This window comes from Streptomyces virginiae (genome assembly GCF_000720455.1).
GTDB classification, from domain to species: Bacteria; Actinomycetota; Actinomycetes; order Streptomycetales; family Streptomycetaceae; genus Streptomyces; species Streptomyces virginiae.
The window spans coordinates 35166-51747 of sequence record NZ_JOAK01000024.1 but is presented as its reverse complement, the minus strand read 5'-3'; the positions used below and the strand labels follow the sequence as shown (position 1 = coordinate 51747).

At 72.7% G+C, this 16582-nt stretch carries 19 protein-coding genes; 6 read left to right on the top strand and 13 right to left on the bottom strand.

All coding sequences use genetic code 11. The annotated features are described in order from the left end of the window. Positions 1-67 precede the first annotated feature (67 nt). From IG86_RS0128880 to IG86_RS0128840, 10 genes are all read right to left on the bottom strand, one after another. Entirely contained in the window at positions 68-1018 is a 951-nt protein-coding gene (locus IG86_RS0128880; RefSeq protein ID WP_030900757.1) for a hypothetical protein, read from the bottom strand. Further along, on the bottom strand, positions 1015-1932 hold the full coding sequence (locus tag IG86_RS44020; protein WP_078906072.1) for a hypothetical protein: 918 nt from the start codon (positions 1930-1932) through the stop codon (positions 1015-1017). Before IG86_RS44020 ends, IG86_RS0128880 begins: the two co-directional genes overlap by 4 nt. Next, entirely contained in the window at positions 1929-2729 is an 801-nt protein-coding gene (locus IG86_RS0128870) for a hypothetical protein (protein ID WP_234379084.1), read from the bottom strand. The genes IG86_RS44020 and IG86_RS0128870 overlap by 4 nt, the downstream gene beginning before the upstream one ends. A 114-nt stretch (positions 2730-2843) precedes the next feature. Then, positions 2844-3107 carry a DUF3099 domain-containing protein gene (locus IG86_RS0128865; protein WP_030823212.1) on the bottom strand — a complete coding sequence of 88 codons (264 nt, stop codon included), beginning with the start codon at positions 3105-3107 and terminating at the stop codon, positions 2844-2846. Between the two features lie 127 nt (positions 3108-3234). Continuing rightward, on the bottom strand, positions 3235-3525 hold the full coding sequence (locus IG86_RS0128860; RefSeq protein WP_030030422.1) for a DUF1416 domain-containing protein: 291 nt from the start codon (positions 3523-3525) through the stop codon (positions 3235-3237). A gap of 57 nt (positions 3526-3582) precedes the next feature. Further along, positions 3583-4428, bottom strand: a complete 846-nt coding sequence (locus tag IG86_RS0128855; protein WP_030659040.1) for a sulfurtransferase — start codon at positions 4426-4428, stop codon at positions 3583-3585. Between the two features lie 178 nt (positions 4429-4606). Continuing rightward, positions 4607-4690, bottom strand: coding sequence for a putative leader peptide (locus tag IG86_RS45595; RefSeq protein ID WP_350206375.1), 84 nt, complete (start codon positions 4688-4690; stop codon positions 4607-4609). Between the two features lie 161 nt (positions 4691-4851). Beyond that, positions 4852-5568 carry an LmeA family phospholipid-binding protein gene (locus IG86_RS0128850; RefSeq protein ID WP_030823209.1) on the bottom strand — a complete coding sequence of 239 codons (717 nt, stop codon included), beginning with the start codon at positions 5566-5568 and terminating at the stop codon, positions 4852-4854. 63 nt (positions 5569-5631) lie between these two features. Continuing rightward, positions 5632-6897, bottom strand: a complete 1266-nt coding sequence (locus IG86_RS44705) for a hypothetical protein (protein ID WP_051785488.1) — start codon at positions 6895-6897, stop codon at positions 5632-5634. A gap of 580 nt (positions 6898-7477) precedes the next feature. Continuing rightward, positions 7478-7732: a MoaD/ThiS family protein gene (locus IG86_RS0128840; RefSeq protein ID WP_030659045.1), complete on the bottom strand. Its 255-nt coding sequence runs from the start codon at positions 7730-7732 to the stop codon at positions 7478-7480. A gap of 471 nt (positions 7733-8203) precedes the next feature. Here IG86_RS0128840 and IG86_RS0128835 point away from each other — a divergent pair, with 471 nt between their 5' ends. Further along, positions 8204-8986: a response regulator transcription factor gene (locus IG86_RS0128835; RefSeq protein ID WP_030823203.1), complete on the top strand. Its 783-nt coding sequence runs from the start codon at positions 8204-8206 to the stop codon at positions 8984-8986. A gap of 70 nt (positions 8987-9056) precedes the next feature. Continuing rightward, on the top strand, positions 9057-10079 hold the full coding sequence (locus IG86_RS0128830; protein WP_030659049.1) for a LacI family DNA-binding transcriptional regulator: 1023 nt from the start codon (positions 9057-9059) through the stop codon (positions 10077-10079). 5 nt (positions 10080-10084) lie between these two features. Here IG86_RS0128830 and IG86_RS0128825 read toward each other — a convergent pair whose 3' ends face one another. Beyond that, complete coding sequence (locus IG86_RS0128825; RefSeq protein WP_157854923.1) at positions 10085-10453, bottom strand: hypothetical protein; 369 nt, start codon at positions 10451-10453, stop codon at positions 10085-10087. Positions 10454-10646: 193 nt separating this feature from the next. On the opposite strand from IG86_RS0128825, the gene IG86_RS0128820 reads away from it, so the two are divergent. The 3 genes from IG86_RS0128820 (at position 10647) to IG86_RS0128810 (ending at position 14112) form a co-directional block, all read left to right on the top strand. Further along, complete coding sequence (locus IG86_RS0128820) at positions 10647-11867, top strand: S1C family serine protease (RefSeq protein ID WP_030823196.1); 1221 nt, start codon at positions 10647-10649, stop codon at positions 11865-11867. A 71-nt stretch (positions 11868-11938) separates the two neighbouring features. Beyond that, the gene (locus IG86_RS0128815; protein ID WP_030823192.1) at positions 11939-12670 is read left to right on the top strand and encodes a response regulator transcription factor; all 732 of its coding nucleotides are present in this window, start codon (positions 11939-11941) and stop codon (positions 12668-12670) included. Further along, positions 12667-14112: a sensor histidine kinase gene (locus IG86_RS0128810; protein ID WP_030823189.1), complete on the top strand. Its 1446-nt coding sequence runs from the start codon at positions 12667-12669 to the stop codon at positions 14110-14112. The genes IG86_RS0128815 and IG86_RS0128810 overlap by 4 nt, the downstream gene beginning before the upstream one ends. On the opposite strand, the gene IG86_RS0128805 is transcribed toward IG86_RS0128810, so the two are convergent. Both IG86_RS0128805 and IG86_RS0128800 read right to left on the bottom strand, forming a co-directional pair. Then, entirely contained in the window at positions 14092-14994 is a 903-nt protein-coding gene (locus IG86_RS0128805) for a phosphatidylinositol-specific phospholipase C (protein ID WP_234315969.1), read from the bottom strand. The genes IG86_RS0128810 and IG86_RS0128805 overlap by 21 nt on opposite strands. Before the next feature lie 75 nt (positions 14995-15069). Next, positions 15070-15639: a TetR/AcrR family transcriptional regulator gene (locus IG86_RS0128800; protein WP_030823183.1), complete on the bottom strand. Its 570-nt coding sequence runs from the start codon at positions 15637-15639 to the stop codon at positions 15070-15072. A gap of 122 nt (positions 15640-15761) precedes the next feature. Between IG86_RS0128800 and IG86_RS0128795 the strand changes: the two genes are divergently transcribed. Further along, positions 15762-16547 (top strand): alpha/beta fold hydrolase, encoded by a 786-nt coding sequence (locus IG86_RS0128795; RefSeq protein ID WP_030823180.1) that lies wholly within the window; start codon positions 15762-15764, stop codon positions 16545-16547. Positions 16548-16582 lie beyond the last annotated feature (35 nt).

Below are 16582 nucleotides of genomic sequence, written 5' to 3'. Positions count from 1 at the left end.
CCCCAAGCCTACTGGCCCGGGGACCGGCGCACGGTGTGAGGTGGGCCGTACGGCGCCCGCCCGGTGGTCAGCTCAGCAGCTGGCTCTGCAGGATCACCGTCTGGTGGAAGGGGACGGGTGCCACCTCGCCCTTGCGGGTCTGGACGACCATGCCCAGGACGTCACCCGTCCGGAGGCAGCCGACCTTGGTCTGCTCCTCGCCGGTGACGGGCTTCATCTCCTGGTACACGCTGAGGTCGGTGCCGTCGAAGTTGGCGGCGCCGGGGAAGTCCAGCGCGGTGCTGTTCATCTGCGTGTTCTTGGCCTTGCTCCAGACGTCGTCCAGGTCCAGGGCCGAGACGCCGCTCAGCTGGGCGTTGGTGTCGCAGCCCTTGAAGGCGTCCACGAAGCCGGACGAGTGGAAGCGCAGCAGGTAGACGTGCGTGCGCGTGCCGTCCGCCGTCGTCCAGCCCCGGCCGACGATCTGCCGCAGCCCGTCCCATTCGAGGGACGTCTTGAGCTTCTCGCGGGCTTCGGGCGCGTACTCCTCCAGGAAGGAGTCGACCGGCACAGCACCGTCCTTGTCCGCCTTGACCGCTTCGTCGGTCTTGGCGCCCTGCGGAGCGGGCAGGAGCAGGCCGGAGAGCTGCGCGTAGTGCGTCCCGTCCTTGTTGTCCGGGCCCTGGGGCAGGGGGGCGCCGGCGGGCAGCGCGGGCGGGGAGAGCTTCGGGAACGTCCAGCGGCCGTCGCCCTCGGTGGACAGGCCGGGTACGTCGGTGCGCTCCGGCACGGTGATCCCGTACGCGACCCCGGCGCCGACCACGGCGAAAACGGCGACGGCGGCGGTCCAGCGCAGGGCGGCGCGCAGCGCCCGCCGGTCCTTCGGCGGGGCGGGCGGGGCCGCCCAGGGGGAGGCCTCGGACGAGGGCGCGGCGGCGGGCACGGGCTCGGCGGCCGGCACGGGCTCGGCGGCCGGCACGGGCTCGGACGCGGGCATGGGCTCCGCCTCGGGGCCGGTGGTGGTCTGCTCGCTGCTCACGCGGACTCTCCGGGGGACTTGAGGTGGTCGAGTTGCTGCTTGAAGAGGCTCGCGGCGTCCTTCACCGCGAATCCCTTGCTCCCGTACATGCGGAAGGTCACGAGGACGTCCCCTTCGACGGCCACGCAGTCGAGGGCGTCGATCTTCTCCTTGCCGTCCTTCCCGCCCTTGAGCGAGTCGTCCAGCCCGCACTTGGCCTGCGGGTAGCCCTCCACCTGGGGCGCCTCGCCGCCGGCGGTGAGCTCGATCAGCTTCTTGGTGAACTCGCCGAACTTGGCGAGCTGCTGAGGATCGGCCTGGATGAGCCGGATCTCGGCGACCGCGCCGCCGTAGCCTTCGCCCCGGCCGTAGCTGCGCCCTGCCATGCCCTTGAGCTTCAGGTCCGCCAGCGACTTGTCCCGTTCGGCCCGCTCGCTGCTGGAGAGGCCCGTACGGGCGTCCTTGAAGCTCTGCAGCGCCTTGTCGCTCGGGAGGTAGTAGAAGTTGCCCTCGGGGTCGAGGTCGGGACCGGGCCAGTAGTTGGCGGGCAGCGGCATCAGCTTGCCCGTCAGCTCGTTGGGCGGCACGGACGGGACCGGGGCCGGCGTGCCGCCGGTCGTGTGGTCCTCGGCCATCCAGTACCGCGTCGGCGCGGTCCGGTCGGCGTCCGCGAGCGCGGCAGCGGCGGCGACACCGCCGCCCGCGAGGACGACGACGCCCACGGCCGCCGAGACCAGCGCGAGCGTCCTGCGGTTCTTCTTGCGCGCGGGTGCGGGATCGGGCGCCGCCGCCGGCTCGGGTGCGGGCGCCGGCTCGGGTGCCGGCTCGGGTGCGGGCGCCGCTACGGGCTCGGCCGCGGGTGCGGGCGCCGCTACGGGCTCGGCCGCGGGTGCGGGCGCCGACTCGGGCCCGGTCGTGTTCTGCTGCTCGCTCACAGCCGCTCCATCTGTCGCTGGGCCAACTCGACCAGGGCCTTCTCGTCGACTTCGCCGCGGTTGTTCGTGTACTCGATGCTCATCACGATGTCGCCGCGCCGGACCACGGCCCGGCCCTGCCGCAGCGGGTGGTAGCCGGGCTCCTCGTGCGCCTTGGAGTCGATCCATATGTGCCCGAAGTCCGCCGGAGCGCCCGGGAGGCCCTTGCCCGTGTTGCCCGCGTGGTCCTTGCCGGGCATGTACTGGACGATCTCCGTGTAGAAGTCGTCGGCGCCCGCGCGGTCGCGGAACTGGAGCAGGTTGACCTCGATGAAGTTCCGGTCGTTCTCGGACCACCGGGCGGTGGCGAGCCGCTTGGCATCCCTGATGAGCGAGCCGACCGCCTGGGACGGCTCGAGGAAGTAGTCCGCCGAGAACGCGTCCGTGGAGACGGGACCCGAGAAGCTGTCCTGCGCACCGCCGGGGAGGTCCAGCAGCTTCTTGGCCAGGTCCTCGTCCGCCTTGTGCCAGCGGGTGGCGTTGATCGAGCGGCGGCTCGTCGCGTCGTTCATGGCGGCCGGCTTCGGCCCGTCCATCTTCTGCTGGGCCAGCGGCGGCAGCGGGGTGGGCTCGCGGTGGTACTGGACCGCGTAGCCGGTGACGGTGCCCGCGAGGACGCCGAGCACGGCGGCGCCCGCGATCAGGAGCGTGGTGCGCCCCGCGCGGCGCCGGCGCGGGACCGGAGTGGCCGAAGTTTCCGACTCCGGTGCGCTCTCCCCCTCTTTCCGCTGCTCAGGGATGGTCTGTTCGTGTTCCAACGGGGTCCCCCACAAAACCGGAAGCGCGGGTTCGTTACCCGCGCGTACCCCATGACCCACAGCGCGTCGGAGCAGTTGTACGCAGCCTGATCACGTTCTTGTCTCGTGGGGGATTCAGTCCTCGCGGCGCCGTTTTCCGTCCAGTTCGTCCCACCATTCGTCGGACTTCGGATCGCCCGAGGGGTCGTCCCACCAGCGGTCGTCCGGGCCGCGCCGGTTCGCGACCATCGCGGCGACGGGCGGGATGACCATGGCGACCACGCACATGGCCACTGCGGCCTCGACCGACCACAGGCGCACGAAGGACCAGGCGGAGACGAAGAGGACCAGGCATCCGCCCATCAGCAGGAAGTAGGCGCGCCGGCGCCGGGCGTACATGCTTCCAGGGTAGGTCGGCAGGCCCGGGCCCGGAACGGCACGAAGGGCCGCACCCCGTTCCAGTGGCGTCCAACCCCCGGGGGTGCGGCCCTTCGGCCGTTCGATCAGGCGATCACATGTGCGGCGCTCAGACCGCGATCGCCACGTCCGTCACGCCGCCGGCCTCGGCGACCACGACGGCACGGTCCGCCTGGGCACCCGGGACGAGCGCCCGCAGCGTCCAGGAGCCGGTGGCGGCGTAGAAGCGGAACTGGCCGGTGGCCGAGGTCGGGACCTCGGCGGTGAACTCACCGGTCGAGTCCAGCAGCCGCACGTAACCGCTGACGGGCTCGCCGTCCTTGGTCACCTGGCCCTGGATCGCGGTCTCACCGGGCTTGAGGGTCGCGAGGTCGGGCCCGCCGATCTGTGCTCCACACATGTTCTCTGTCCTGTCCTGAGAGAAGTCGTACCTACGAGGGCGTCGCGTGCCCGGGAATTACTTGTTGGGGCCGAGCTCGATCGGCACGCCGACCAGCGAGCCGTACTCGGTCCACGAGCCGTCGTAGTTCTTGACGTTCTCCTGACCCAGGAGCTCGTGCAGCACGAACCACGTGAGCGCGGAGCGCTCACCGATGCGGCAGTAGGCGATGGTGTCCTTCGCCAGGTCGACCTGCTCGGCCTCGTAGAGGGCCTTGAGCTCGTCGTCCGACTTGAAGGTGCCGTCGTCGTTGGCGTTCTTCGACCACGGGATGTTGCGGGCGCTGGGCACGTGGCCGGGGCGCTGCGACTGCTCCTGCGGGAGGTGCGCCGGGGCGAGCAGCTTGCCCGAGAACTCGTCGGGGGAGCGGACGTCGACCAGGTTCAGGGAGCCGATCGCGGCCACGACGTCGTCGCGGAAGGCGCGGATCGAGCTGTCCTGGGCCTTGGCCTTGTACTCGGTGGCCGGGCGGTTCGGGACGTCCTTGCCGTCGACCAGGTCGCGGGAGTCGAGCTCCCACTTCTTGCGGCCGCCGTCGAGGAGCTTGACGTCCTGGTGGCCGTAGAGCTTGAAGTACCAGTAGGCGTAGGAGGCGAACCAGTTGTTGTTGCCGCCGTAGAGGACGACGGTGTCGTCGTTGGAGATGCCCTTGGCGGAGAGGAGCTTCTCGAAGCCCTCCTGGTCCACGAAGTCGCGGCGGACCGGGTCCTGGAGGTCGCTCTTCCAGTCGATCCGGACGGCGTTGGTGATGTGGTTCTTGTCGTACGCGGACGTGTCCTCGTCCACCTCGACGATGACGACATTGGCGTCGTTCAGGTGGGCCTCGACCCAGTCGGCGTCTACGAGGACGTCGCTGCGGCTCATGGTGTTCTCCTCCGGGGCAGTGTGCGGCGGGGCGGTGCGGGTTGCGCTGTGCTGCGTGCCTGCGGGTGCGCTCGGTCTCCTGCGCGGGGAGGCGTCAGGGGTCAGGAGGCAGGTGCGGTCACGCGGGAAAGGGCCGGTGGGGCCGTCGTCCGGCTGATGGAGCGGATGCGCTCACACGTCACATGGATCGACAGAGCATGGCGGCGACGCGACACAGGTCTACTGCCCGTCGCTTCGTGAGGTCCGCCTGCTGATGCTTCATAGCCATGGATCGTAGGGACGAATCAGCCGCCCTGTCACCGGTGTGTCATATTCCGAGACAGGATCGTCCGTATAGTGGGATGAGAAGACCCGTTCCGGGCGCCCCGGCACCCCTGCGGCCCGTCGAGCGGCCCGTCCTTCTGCGGATCGGACCGCTCCGTCTCACGATCCGGCCATCACCACGTTCGAGCCGCCGAGGGTGAGGTGCACACCGGCCTCGTCCGAGGTCAGCGCCGAGAGCTGGAGCCCGGCCGGGAGGCCGGTGCCGAGGTCGCGGTCGAAGTCGGTCCGCTTGCGCACCTGGCGCTCCAGGCCGGGGATGCCCTCGCCCGGGACCTCCTCGGCGTGCACCCGGACGATCTTGCCGCCCTTGGAGTCCGGCGCGTCCACGAGCGTGATCGTCGAGATCACGCTGCGCGACAGCGTCCGGCCGACGATGTCCACCGACGCGGTGACCTTCACCTTGCCGGGCGCGCCGCCGTAGGAGAGGGTCGCGCCGGTCTGCGAGGCGGCGGTCAGGTCGGCGTAGGTGATGAGCGCGCTGCCGGTGGCCCGCTCGGCCGTGCCGCCGCTGTAGTCACCGTTCAGCTTCACGCCGTGGAAGCTCGCGTCGAGCTCCGCGAGCCGCGTCTTGCGGCCGTCCGCCGTGACCTCGACGCCCCGCAGGCCGAGGTCGACCCGGTCCAGGTCGTGACTGAGCGCCTGGGTGAGGAAGGGGAACCCGTGGATCTCCACCTCGGCGGTGCCGGCCAGCCCCTGGCGGGCCTGTATCCGCTCGGCCAGCCGGTTCTCGGCGTAGCCGACCGCCCACCGGTCCACCCCGGCGAACAGGGCCGCCAGCACCACTCCGACGATCACGACGACACGCAGAACCCGCACGCGCCCACCCCCTACTAATCGGTACGTGCGTTCTAGTTGACCATGCTCCGCGTCGGACGGGTATCAGCCCACCACCCGCCCGATCAGGTACACGGCGGGAGCGGCGGCCGCGAGCGGCAGCGCGACACCGGCCGTCATGTGCACGAACTTCGACGGGTAGTCGTACGCCGCCACGCGCAGCCCGACCAGCGCGCACACCCCGGCGGCCAGGCCGAGCAGCGCCCCGCCGACCCCGACGGAGGTGAGCCCGCCGACCGCGACGCCCGCTCCGGCGGCCGAGGCCAGCGAGACGCCGACCGAGGTGGCGGTGGGCAGCGGCAGCGCGCGGACGAAGACGGCGACCGCCACCGCGGCGGCGCCGACCGTGACGGCGGCGGTGTCGGCGGCCAGGTAGCCGGCGCAGATGATGGCGAGGGCGGCCGAGGCCACCGAGGCCATCAGCCCGTACATCCGCTCGTCGGGGTCCGCGTGGCTGCGCAGCTGCAGGACGAGGGTGAGCAGCACCCAGGCGCCGAGGGTGCCGACGATCGCGCCGGCCCCGTACGCGTCCTCCACCGCGAGCACCGCCGCGTCGGCGACCAGGGCTCCCGCGAAGGCGAGGGCGATGCCCTGCCGGGCGGGCCACATGCCGTTGAGGCGGAACCAGCCGGCCGCGGTGAGCCCCTGGAGGGCGATCAGCGGCACGAGCAGGGCGAACTGCCCGAGGGCGGCGGCCGCGGCGAGCAGCAGCCCGAGGGCGGCGGTCAGTATGGCCGACTGCGGCCCCGGGTCGATGATCGGCGACCGGCCTTCGGCCCGGGCCTGGGCCGGGTCCACGGCCCGCAGGGTGTTCCCGCCGAGGGTGGGCGGGGACCAGTCGGCGGGGGCCTCCGGCGCCCCGGCGGCGCTCCCGGCCGGAGCCTGGGCCTGGGCCCGGGCCGGAGCCGGGTCGGCGGCGGCCTGGGGCGGGAGGTAGGCCGTCTGCTCGGCGGCGGCGACCGCGGGCTCCTGGGCCTGCGGCTCGGGGCCGGGGAAGGGCGGCAGGTACGCGGTCTGCTCGGCGGCGGCGCCCTGCTCCGGCCCGGGACCCGGGTACGGCGGCAGATATGCCGTCTCGGCCGCCGAGACGGCCGTCCCGGCACCCTGCGACCAGTCCGGCCCGGGTGCGGGCGCGGCCGGAGCCGGAGCCTCGTCCCGGAACCAGCCCTCCGGAGCCACGGCCTGCTGCTGCGCCGGCCCGGGGTAGGGCGGCAGGTACGCGGTCTGCTCGGCGGCGGCGCCCTGCTCCGGCCCGGGACCGGGGTACGGCGGCAGGTACGCCGTCTCGGCGGCGGACGCGGGCGCGGGCACGCCCGTACCCGGACCGCCCTGCGACCAGTCCTGCGCCGCCGGAGCGGGCTCTGCCGGAGCCGGAGCCTCGTCCCGGAACCAGCCCTCCGGAGCCAGCCCCTGCGGCTCCTGGGGGGCGGCCGCCCCCCAGGAGGCACCCTCGGCCGGAACCTGGGAGTGGGACTGGGACTGGGACTGGGACTGGGACTGGGACTGGGGCTGGGGCTGGGAATGGGGCTCGTACGACGGGTGGGCCCCGGCGTGTCCGGGCGCGGCTCCCGCACCCGCCCCGGCGGCGGAGCCGTCCGGCCACGGCACTCCCGTACCGGCGGCCGGGGCCTGGGCGGCGTCCTCCTCCCGGAACCAGCCCTCGGGCGCGACGGGCTGCCCCGGCACCGCGCCCAGCGGCGGGTGCACCGGCTGGTAACCGGTGTCCCAGGTGTCGGCCTGCCAGGTCTGGGTCCCGTACGGATCCTGCGGCTGCGGCGACTGCGACTGCTGCTGCGGCGGCGACTGCTGCTGCTGCGCCTGATGCTGCTGTGACTGCTGCTGCGCGTACTGCCGGCGCTGCTGTTCCTCTGGCGTGCTCATCGGCTCCCGCTCACCCGCCCGCGAACGGCGGGAGCACCTCGACGGTGCCCCCCTCGGTCAGCGGCACGGAATCGTGCGGGCGCTTGCCCACAGGTTCTTCGTTCACGAGGAAGGAGCAGCGCAGCAGGACCCGGGTCAGCTCCCCGGGGTGGCGTTCCCGCACGCCCTCGAGCGCCTCGGCCAGTGTCAGCGCCGAGTACGGCTCCTCCGCAGTCCCGGCCGCGGCCTTGGCCGCCGCCCAGTAGCGGATGGTTCCGGTTGCCACTGCAGCTCCTATCGTCGGCTCTCTACCGTCGGCCTCCATGATGGCCCCTCGCGCCGCCGCCCCCGGCGTGCCCCGACGCGCCGTCCGTGCGCCCGGGCGGGCGACCGGCGCCGTCGCGCATGCCCCCGATCCGGTGAAACCGGTGCATACGCAGGGCGGAAACGTGGCAGGAGGGTGGCAGGAACCACAGAAGACGAAGCAGGAGAGCCTCGGCCCCGAAACGGCGGGTGGGCTATTCTGCTGGCGAGAGGATCCGGGCAATGTGGCCCCCGGGTCCTTTTGTGCTTTCAGCACGTTGAACGAACCGAGAACAGTGGTATCCGAAGCGGACTCCCGGGGCGCGGGACCGCGAGGGCACCAGGCGACACGTACGAAGCAGTACCGCGCACGTCCTCGACGGGACCGAGGAGGAACCGACGTGATGGACCAGCGATCCGTGCACCACCGTCCGACCCGGGCAGGTGGTCGGTCATGAGCTCGCTCCTGCTGCTCACCAACGCATTGCAGCCGTCCACCGAAGTGCTGCCCGCACTCGGCCTGCTGCTGCACAACGTCCGGGTGGCGCCGGCCGAGGGCCCCGCCCTCGTGGACACCCCCGGCGCCGACGTCATCCTCGTCGACGGCCGCCGCGATCTGCCACAGGTCCGCTCGCTGTGCCAGCTGCTGCGCTCCACCGGCCCCGGCTGCCCGCTGATCCTCGTCGTCACCGAGGGCGGCCTGGCGGCCGTCACCGCCGACTGGGGCATCGACGACGTACTCCTGGACACCGCCGGTCCCGCCGAGGTCGAGGCGCGCCTGCGGCTGGCCACCGGCCGCCAGCAGCTCGGCTCGGACGACTCCCCCATGGAGATCCGCAACGGCGACCTGTCGGTGGACGAGGCCACGTACTCCGCCAAGCTCAAGGGGCGGGTGCTGGACCTCACCTTCAAGGAGTTCGAGCTGCTCAAGTACCTCGCGCAGCATCCGGGCCGGGTCTTCACCCGCGCCCAGCTGCTCCAGGAGGTCTGGGGCTACGACTACTTCGGCGGCACCCGGACGGTCGACGTGCACGTACGGCGGCTGCGGGCGAAACTCGGCCCCGAGCACGAGTCGCTGATCGGTACGGTCCGCAACGTCGGCTACCGTTTCGTCACGCCGGAGAAGGTCGAGCGGGCGGCGGCGGAGGCCGCGGCCCAGGCGGCGGCCAAGGTCGCCGCGGAGGCGGCCGCGGAGGGTTCCGTCGGGGCGTCGGGGGCCACCACCCGGTCGGCCTAAGGAGCCGATGATCGTCCGGTCTTCAGGACGCCCTGCCCAGAGGTAGGTCACCCCGCGTAGACTGCCGCGCGTGGCCAAGGTGACGCGGGATGACGTAGCGCGACTTGCGGGTACTTCTACCGCCGTCGTGAGCTACGTCATCAACAACGGACCCAGGCCGGTCGCCCCGGCCACGCGCGAGCGTGTCCTCGCCGCGATCAAGGACCTGGGCTACCGCCCGGACCGGGTCGCCCAGGCGATGGCGTCGCGGCGCACCGACCTCATAGGCATGATCGTCCCCGATGCCCGCCAGCCGTTCTTCGCGGAGATGGCGCACGCGGTCGAGCAGGCCGCCGCCGAGCGCGGAAAGATGGTCCTGGTCGGCAACTCCGACTACCGCACCGAGCGGGAGGTCCACTACCTGCGGGCCTTCCTCGGGATGCGGGTCTCGGGCCTGATCCTGGTCAGCCAGGGCATGAGCGAGCAGGCCGCCAGCGAGATCGAGGCCTGGGACGCCCGTGTGGTGCTCCTGCACGAGCGCCCGGAGGCGATCGACGACGTCGCGGTCGTCACGGACGACATCGGCGGCGCCCAGCTCGCCACCCGGCACCTGCTGGAGCACGGTCACGAGTACGTCGCCTGTATCGGCGGCATCGAGAACACCCCGTCGGTCGGCGACCCGGTCGCCGACCACGTCGAGGGCTGGCGCCGGGCCATGCTGGAGGCGGGCCGCTCGATCGAGGGCCGGCTGATCGAGGCCCCGTACAACCGCTACGACGCGTACACGGTCGCCTTGGAGGTCCTGGCGCGGCCGGACCGGCCGACGGCCATCTTCTGCGCCACGGACGACCAGGCGATCGGTGTGCTGCGCGCCGCGCGCGAGCTGCGCATCGACGTGCCCGGGGAACTGGCCGTGGCGGGCTTCGACGACGTGAAGGAGGCGGCCCTCACGGACCCGCCCCTGACCACGATCGCCTCGGACCGCCCGGCGATGGCCCGCGCGGCGGTGGACCTGGTCCTGGACGACGGGCTGCGCGTGGCCGGCTCGCGCCGCGAGCGCCTCAAGCAGTTCCCGTCGGCCCTGGTGATCCGCCGCTCCTGCGGCTGCCGCTAGGGGGCCTACCAGGCGGCGAAGAGAAGCAGCAGGTAGAACAGCGGCGGCAGTACCAGGCCCACCGTGACCGACGCACAGTCAGGTGAGTTGGCGGGGTCGGCGACGGAGGCGGCCAACAGCAGGAGCGCCGCCGCGACGACAGGTCCGAGACCGAACTCGGCCCCGACCGGTGACCCCCACAGCAGCATCACCCCCACGATCAGGCATGCGCGGCCGAAGGATGCCGGCGCCTGGCGCATGAGGAGCGGCAGCACGACGACGGCCGGGACCACCACGTACACCGCGCCCGGCACGCCCTCCTTCCCCACGGCTGCCGCGTACACCACCGCACCGGCCGTCACCGCCGCCGCCGTCACGGCCAGCCTCCACGGCACGCGCTTCACCCTCCGCGGCACGACCCCGTCCATGATCCCCCCGATCCGTATTTGAACACGTTCACTTGAACATGTTCAAGGTAGCGGAGAGAGAAGGAGGCGGGAAGTGCCTTTACATCGGGCATACGCGGTTCTGTCGGGCTTCTCAGGCCGGACTCAGGAAGCTCTCATCAACGGCGGGGAGAGTCGTCCCATGACCGAGAGCTTCCGCCGCGAAGGCGAGTACCCGCAGGAACACCGCCCCCAGCACGCGCCGTTCGGCGAGGACTGGCAGCGCGGACGCGACCGGCTGGCGCACGAGGCCGGAGCCGGGACCGGGGCGTATCCACCGCCGCCCGCCTACCCGCCGGCCGCGCCCGGCTGGCACGAGGCGCACCAGCCGCCGGTCATCGTGGGCGAGACCGTCCCGGCGGCGGCCGGCGGCGGCGACGGCACGGGCACCCCGCAGGGGCCGGCCCACGCCGCACCCGACCGGCGCGCCAAGAAGCCGCTCGCCCTGCTGGCCGCCGTCGCGCTCGCCGCGGCCCTGGTCGGCGGCGGCACCGCGGCCGCCGTGCAGCAGCTGATGGACCGGCAGGCCGGTACGGCCGGCGGGGTCAACGGCACGAACGTCTCGCAGTCCAGCACCGGCACCGTCTCCGGCATCGCCGACCAGGTCAGCCCCTCGGTCGTCCGCATCGACACCCGCACCGGCTCCGGCCAGGGCACCGGTTCCGGCATCGTGCTCACCGCCGACGGCGAGATCGCCACCAACAACCACGTCGTGGACGGCGCCACCGAGATCCAGGTGACGATGAGCGACGGCAAGAAGTACTCCGCCAAGATCGTCGGCACCGATCCCGACAAGGACCTGGCCCTGATCAAGCTCCAGGGCGCGTCCGGCCTGAAGCCCGCGAGGCTCGGTGACTCCGGCAGCGTCAAGGTCGGCGACCAGGTCGTCGCCATCGGCTCCCCCGACGGCCTCACCGGCACCGTGACCAGCGGCATCGTCTCGGCGCTGAACCGCGAGGTGAAGGTGCCCAAGTCGGAGCAGAGCTCCCCGCAGGGCCGCCAGCAGGGCGAGGGCGGCTGGCCCTTCTCCTTCGGCGGCCGCCAGTTCAACGGGAACACCGGCTCGGACACCACCTCGTACAAGGCCCTCCAGACGGACGCCTCCCTCAACCCCGGCAACTCCGGCGGCGCCCTGGTCAACATGAACGGCGAGATCGTGGGCATGCCCTCCGCGATCTACTCCCCCTCCTCGGGCGGCTCCGCCGCCGGCAGCGTCGGCCTCGGATTCGCCATCCCGGTCGACACGATCAAGGCCGACCTGGACTCCCTGCGCAAGGGCGGCCCCGGTGGCAAGGGTTCCTCCGGCAACTCCCAGAACCCCGGCGGCGACTCCTTCGCCAACGGCTTCGGCACCTCCTTCTAGCCCGTGCGAGGCTGGAGGCGCCGTCACCCGTCGGAGCCACCGGCCGACCACCACACCTGGGAGACCCATCCATGAATCCCGCCGAAGGCGAAGCGCGGATCCTCGTCGTCGACGACGAACCGGCCGTACGCGAGGCCCTGCGCCGCAGCCTCGCCTTCGAGGGGTACGCCGTGCAGACCGCCGTCGACGGCCTCGACGCCCTCGACAAGGCGGCCTCGTACGCCCCCGGCCTGATCGTGCTGGACATCCAGATGCCGCGGATGGACGGGCTCACTGCGGCCCGGCGGCTGCGCGCCTCCGGCAGCGTCACCCCGATCCTGATGCTCACCGCCCGCGACACCGTCGGCGACCGCGTCACCGGCCTCGACGCGGGCGCCGACGACTACCTCGTCAAGCCCTTCGAGCTCGACGAGCTCTTCGCCCGCGTCCGCGCCCTGCTGCGCCGCAGCTCCTACGCCGCCCCGCAGGCCGGCGCCGACGCGCACGAGGACGCCCTGGCCTTCGGCGACCTGCGCATGGACCTCGCGACCCGCGAGGTCACCCGGGCCGGGCGGCCGGTGGAGCTGACCCGGACCGAGTTCACGCTGCTGGAGATGTTCCTCGCGCACCCGCGCCAGGTCCTGACCCGCGAACAGATCCTCAAGACCGTGTGGGGCTTCGACTTCGAGCCCAGTTCCAACTCCCTGGACGTGTACGTGATGTACCTGCGCCGCAAGACCGAGGCGGGCGGCGAGCCGCGCCTGGTCCACACCGTGCGCGGCGTGGGCTACGTACTGCGCGCCGGCGAGGGCGGGCCCGAGTGAGCCCGGTCGCCCGCTTCCGCGCGCTGCCCCTGCGCTCGCGGCTGGCCCTGCTGGTCACGGTGGCGGTGGCCCTCGCCGTGGCCACGGTGTCCGCGGTGTCCTGGGTGATGGTGCGCACCCAGCTGCGCGATCAGCTCGACCGCTCCCTGATGGCGACGAACGTCGGCGCCGAGGTGAACCGGATCGTGATCCAGAACGACTGTCTCCCGCCACCGCAGCAGCCCCGGCAGCAGACCGCCGGGAACCTGGGCGCGACCGTCCAGATCGTCCTGCCCGACGGCCGGCACTGCTGGGTCGCCGGGCCGACCGCGCTGCCGGTGACCGAGGCCGACAAGGAGATCGCGGCGGGCCGGCGGGGCAAGACCCTGCAGACCGTGACGACCTCCGCAGGCACCCAGATGCGGGTCTTCACGATCCCGGTGGTGGCCCCGGACACCGGCCAGGTCTTCGGCGGCGTCTCCATCGCCAAACCGCTCGCCGACATCGACAAGCCGCTGTCCACCCTGGCCTGGGTGCTGCTCCTCGTCTCCGGGATCGGGGTCGTCGGCGCCGGCGTCGCCGGCCTGTGGGTGGCCCGTACCGGGCTGCAGCCCGTCGACGAGCTGACCGACGCCGTCGAGCACATCGCCCGTACCGAGGACCTGACCGTACGGATCCCCGACGAGGGCGACGACGAGATCGCCCGCCTGTCGCGGTCCTTCAACGCGATGACGGCGGCCCTGTCCTCCTCCCAGGAGCGGCAGGCGCAGCTGATCGCGGACGCCGGTCACGAGCTGCGCACCCCGCTGACCTCGCTGCGCACCAACATCGAGCTGCTCGCGCGCAGCGAGGAGACCGGCCGGGCCATCCCGCCCGACGACCGGCGCGAGCTGCTGGCCTCGGTCAAGGCGCAGATGACGGAACTGGCCTCGCTGATCGGCGACCTGCAGGAGCTGTCCCGGCCGGACGCGGCCGCCCCGGGCCGGCTCGCAGTGGTCGCCCTGCACGAGATCGCCGCGGCCGCGCTGTCGCGGGCCCGGCTGCGCGGTCCGGAGCTGGCCTTCGCCTCGGACCTGGAGCCCTGGTACGTACGGGGCGAGGCGGCGGCGCTGGAGCGGGCGGTGGTCAACGTCCTGGACAACGCGGTGAAGTTCAGCCCGCCGGGCGGCTCGGTCGAGGTGACGCTGCGGGCGGGCGAGCTGACCGTACGGGACCACGGGCCGGGCATCCCGGCGGAGGACCTGCCGCACGTCTTCGAGCGGTTCTGGCGCTCCCCCTCGGCCCGCGCCCTGCCCGGCAGCGGACTGGGCCTGTCGATCGTGGCCCGCACGGCGGCCCGCGCGGGCGGCAGCGCCGAGCTGCGGGCGGCGGCGGACGGCGGTCCGGGCACCGAGGCGGTGCTCCGCATCCCGGGGGCGCCCACGCCGCCGCCCTCCGAGCCGTCAGTTGTGCCGGATCAGTGAGGGGACCAGGCCGGAGCGGGTGTTGGGGAAGTCCATGGGGACGATGCCCAGCCCGGTCCGGCCGGCCAGCTCGCCGCCGTCGACGAACGAGTGCACCTGCGGGTTGAGGCGGTCGGAGTTCCAGCGCGGCGGCATGTAGGCCGAGGTGCTGACGTAGTTGACGAAGAGCTTGCCGGGCTGCTGGACGGCCTTGCGGAAGTGGTTCTCGATCTTCCCGCGCTTGGCGAAGGGCTCGGCGTTCCAGTCGTCCTGGACGTCGAAGACGTTGCCGTCGCCGTAGCGCAGCCCCGGCAGGCCGCCGTTGTCCGCGAGCAGGACCACCTTGCCGCGGGCCTGGCCGAGCGTGGGCAGGGTGTCGGCGATCCGGAACAGCGGGCGCCAGCCGCGGTTGTCGAGGTAGTCGTCGAAGACGGCACGGAAGGTGGCGTCGCTCTCCCCGGAATACTCCTGCTTGACGCGCATCAGGACGGTCTCGCCAGGATGGGCGGCGAGGAAGTTCCAGCAGGCGACGAGGACGTCCCCGAACATCAGGTCCTGGAAGAAGGACCCGTGGTGGATGGCGAAGGAGCCGCCGGTGACCCGGCAGCGCACGTCCAGGAAGCGGATGCCGGAGTCGAGCTGCTGGGCGATCGAGGTGTTCTGGCAGGCGACGTAGAGCCCGCCCTTGGTCGCGCCGGAGTCGTGCGTGCCGGGGACGGTCATCCGCTGGAGGGCGGTGGAGTCGCCGAGGCCGGCCATCCAGTCCTGGGTGCCGAGGGCCGCCGCGGCGGCCGGGGCGGACGCGGCTCCCAGTCCGACGGCCGCTCCGGCGGCCAGCGCTCCGGCCAGAAACGCCCGCCGGCCCATGCCCGTACCCATGCCCGTGCTCGCGACCGTGCCCATGCCCGCCCCTTCGCCGACCCGGTGATGGGCGGATTATGGCGTGGACACGTCACACTGACCACCCGTCGGCAATGGTCAGTCTTCGAGCAGCCCGACCATCTCGCGCAGCCCCCGGAGCAGCTCCCGACCGTCCGGAGCCTGCTCCGGATCGGTCAGCGTCTGCACCATCACCCCGCTCAGCAGCGCGATGTGCATCGAGCCGAGGGCGCGTACGTCGGCCTCCGACACCTCTGACTCCGGCACCCCGCGCAGGGCCGCGGCCACCATCCGGCGGTTCCGGCGCTGCCCCTCGGCCAGGATGGCGAGCAGCTCGGGCGAGGACTGCGCGTGCACGAATGCCTCGACGGAGGCGAGCCACAGCCAGCGCATCTCGCCGAAGTCCCGGATCTTGCGGTCCCAGGTGTCGGCGTAGCGCTCCCCCGCGGTCTCACCCTCTCCGGCGAGCCGGCCGGAGCCCGCGGCCCACTCCTCCATCGCCGCGAACAGCGCCTGGTTGAGCAGCGCCTCGCGCGACCCGAAGTGGTAGCCGATCGCGGCCATGCTCACCTCCGCGGCCGTGGCGATGTCGCGCACGGTCGTGCGCAGGTAGCCCTTCTCCTCCAGGCAGCGCCGGGCTCCGGCCAGCAGGTCCTCGCGATTTCCCATGCCGGGATCGTATCCACCAGCCGTTTGGGCAAGCGCGCAATACAAACGTATTGCGCGCTTGCCCAAACGCTGGCAGGGTGGAGCCGACGCAAGAGATCCACGGGCCCACGGAAGGCAGGAACATGCGCCACGAGCTGAAGATCGAGAACCGGACCCTCTCCTACCTGGACTTCGGCGGCACCGGCCGACCGCTCCTCGCCCTGCACGGCGGCATGTCCGAGGCCCTCGCCTTCACCGGCCTCGCCGCCTCCCTCGGCGACGGCTGGCGGGTCATCGCCCCCGACCAGCGCGGTCACGGCGCGTCGGACCGGGCGCCCGACTACCGCCGCGAGGGCTACGTCGCCGACGCCGTCGCCCTCCTGGACCACCTGGGCCTGGACACCCCCGTGCCGCTCCTCGGCTACTCCCTCGGCGGACTCAACGCCTACCACCTGGCCGCCGCCCACCCCGACCGGATCAGCGCGCTCGTCGGCGTCGACGCCACCGTCGACATCCGCATCCCCGACGGACCGAACTGGTTCGACTTCCTGGGCGGCCTGCCCTACACCGCCCCCACCCGCGAGGAACTCCTCGCCGCCGCCGGACCGGCCGCCGCGCCCTTCGTCGCCGACGGACTGCGCCCCCTCCCCGACGGCAGCGGCTGGCGCCTGGCCTACCACCCGCAGGACATGCTCGACTCCATCCACGCCTGCGCCGGCGACCACTGGGACGTCTGGCTCGCGAGCACCTGCCCGGCCCTGCTGGTCCACGGCACCCGGAGCCAGGCGCTCACGCAGCCCGTCGCCGACGCGATGGCCGCCCGCCGCCCGAAGACCTCGTACGCGCCCCTCGACGGCGACCACTTCGTACCGTTCACCGACCCGGACGGCTTCCACCGGGCCGTCGGGACCTTCCTGGCGGCGCTCTGACCCCACGGGGTCCCCGCGCCACGGGGGTGCGCGGG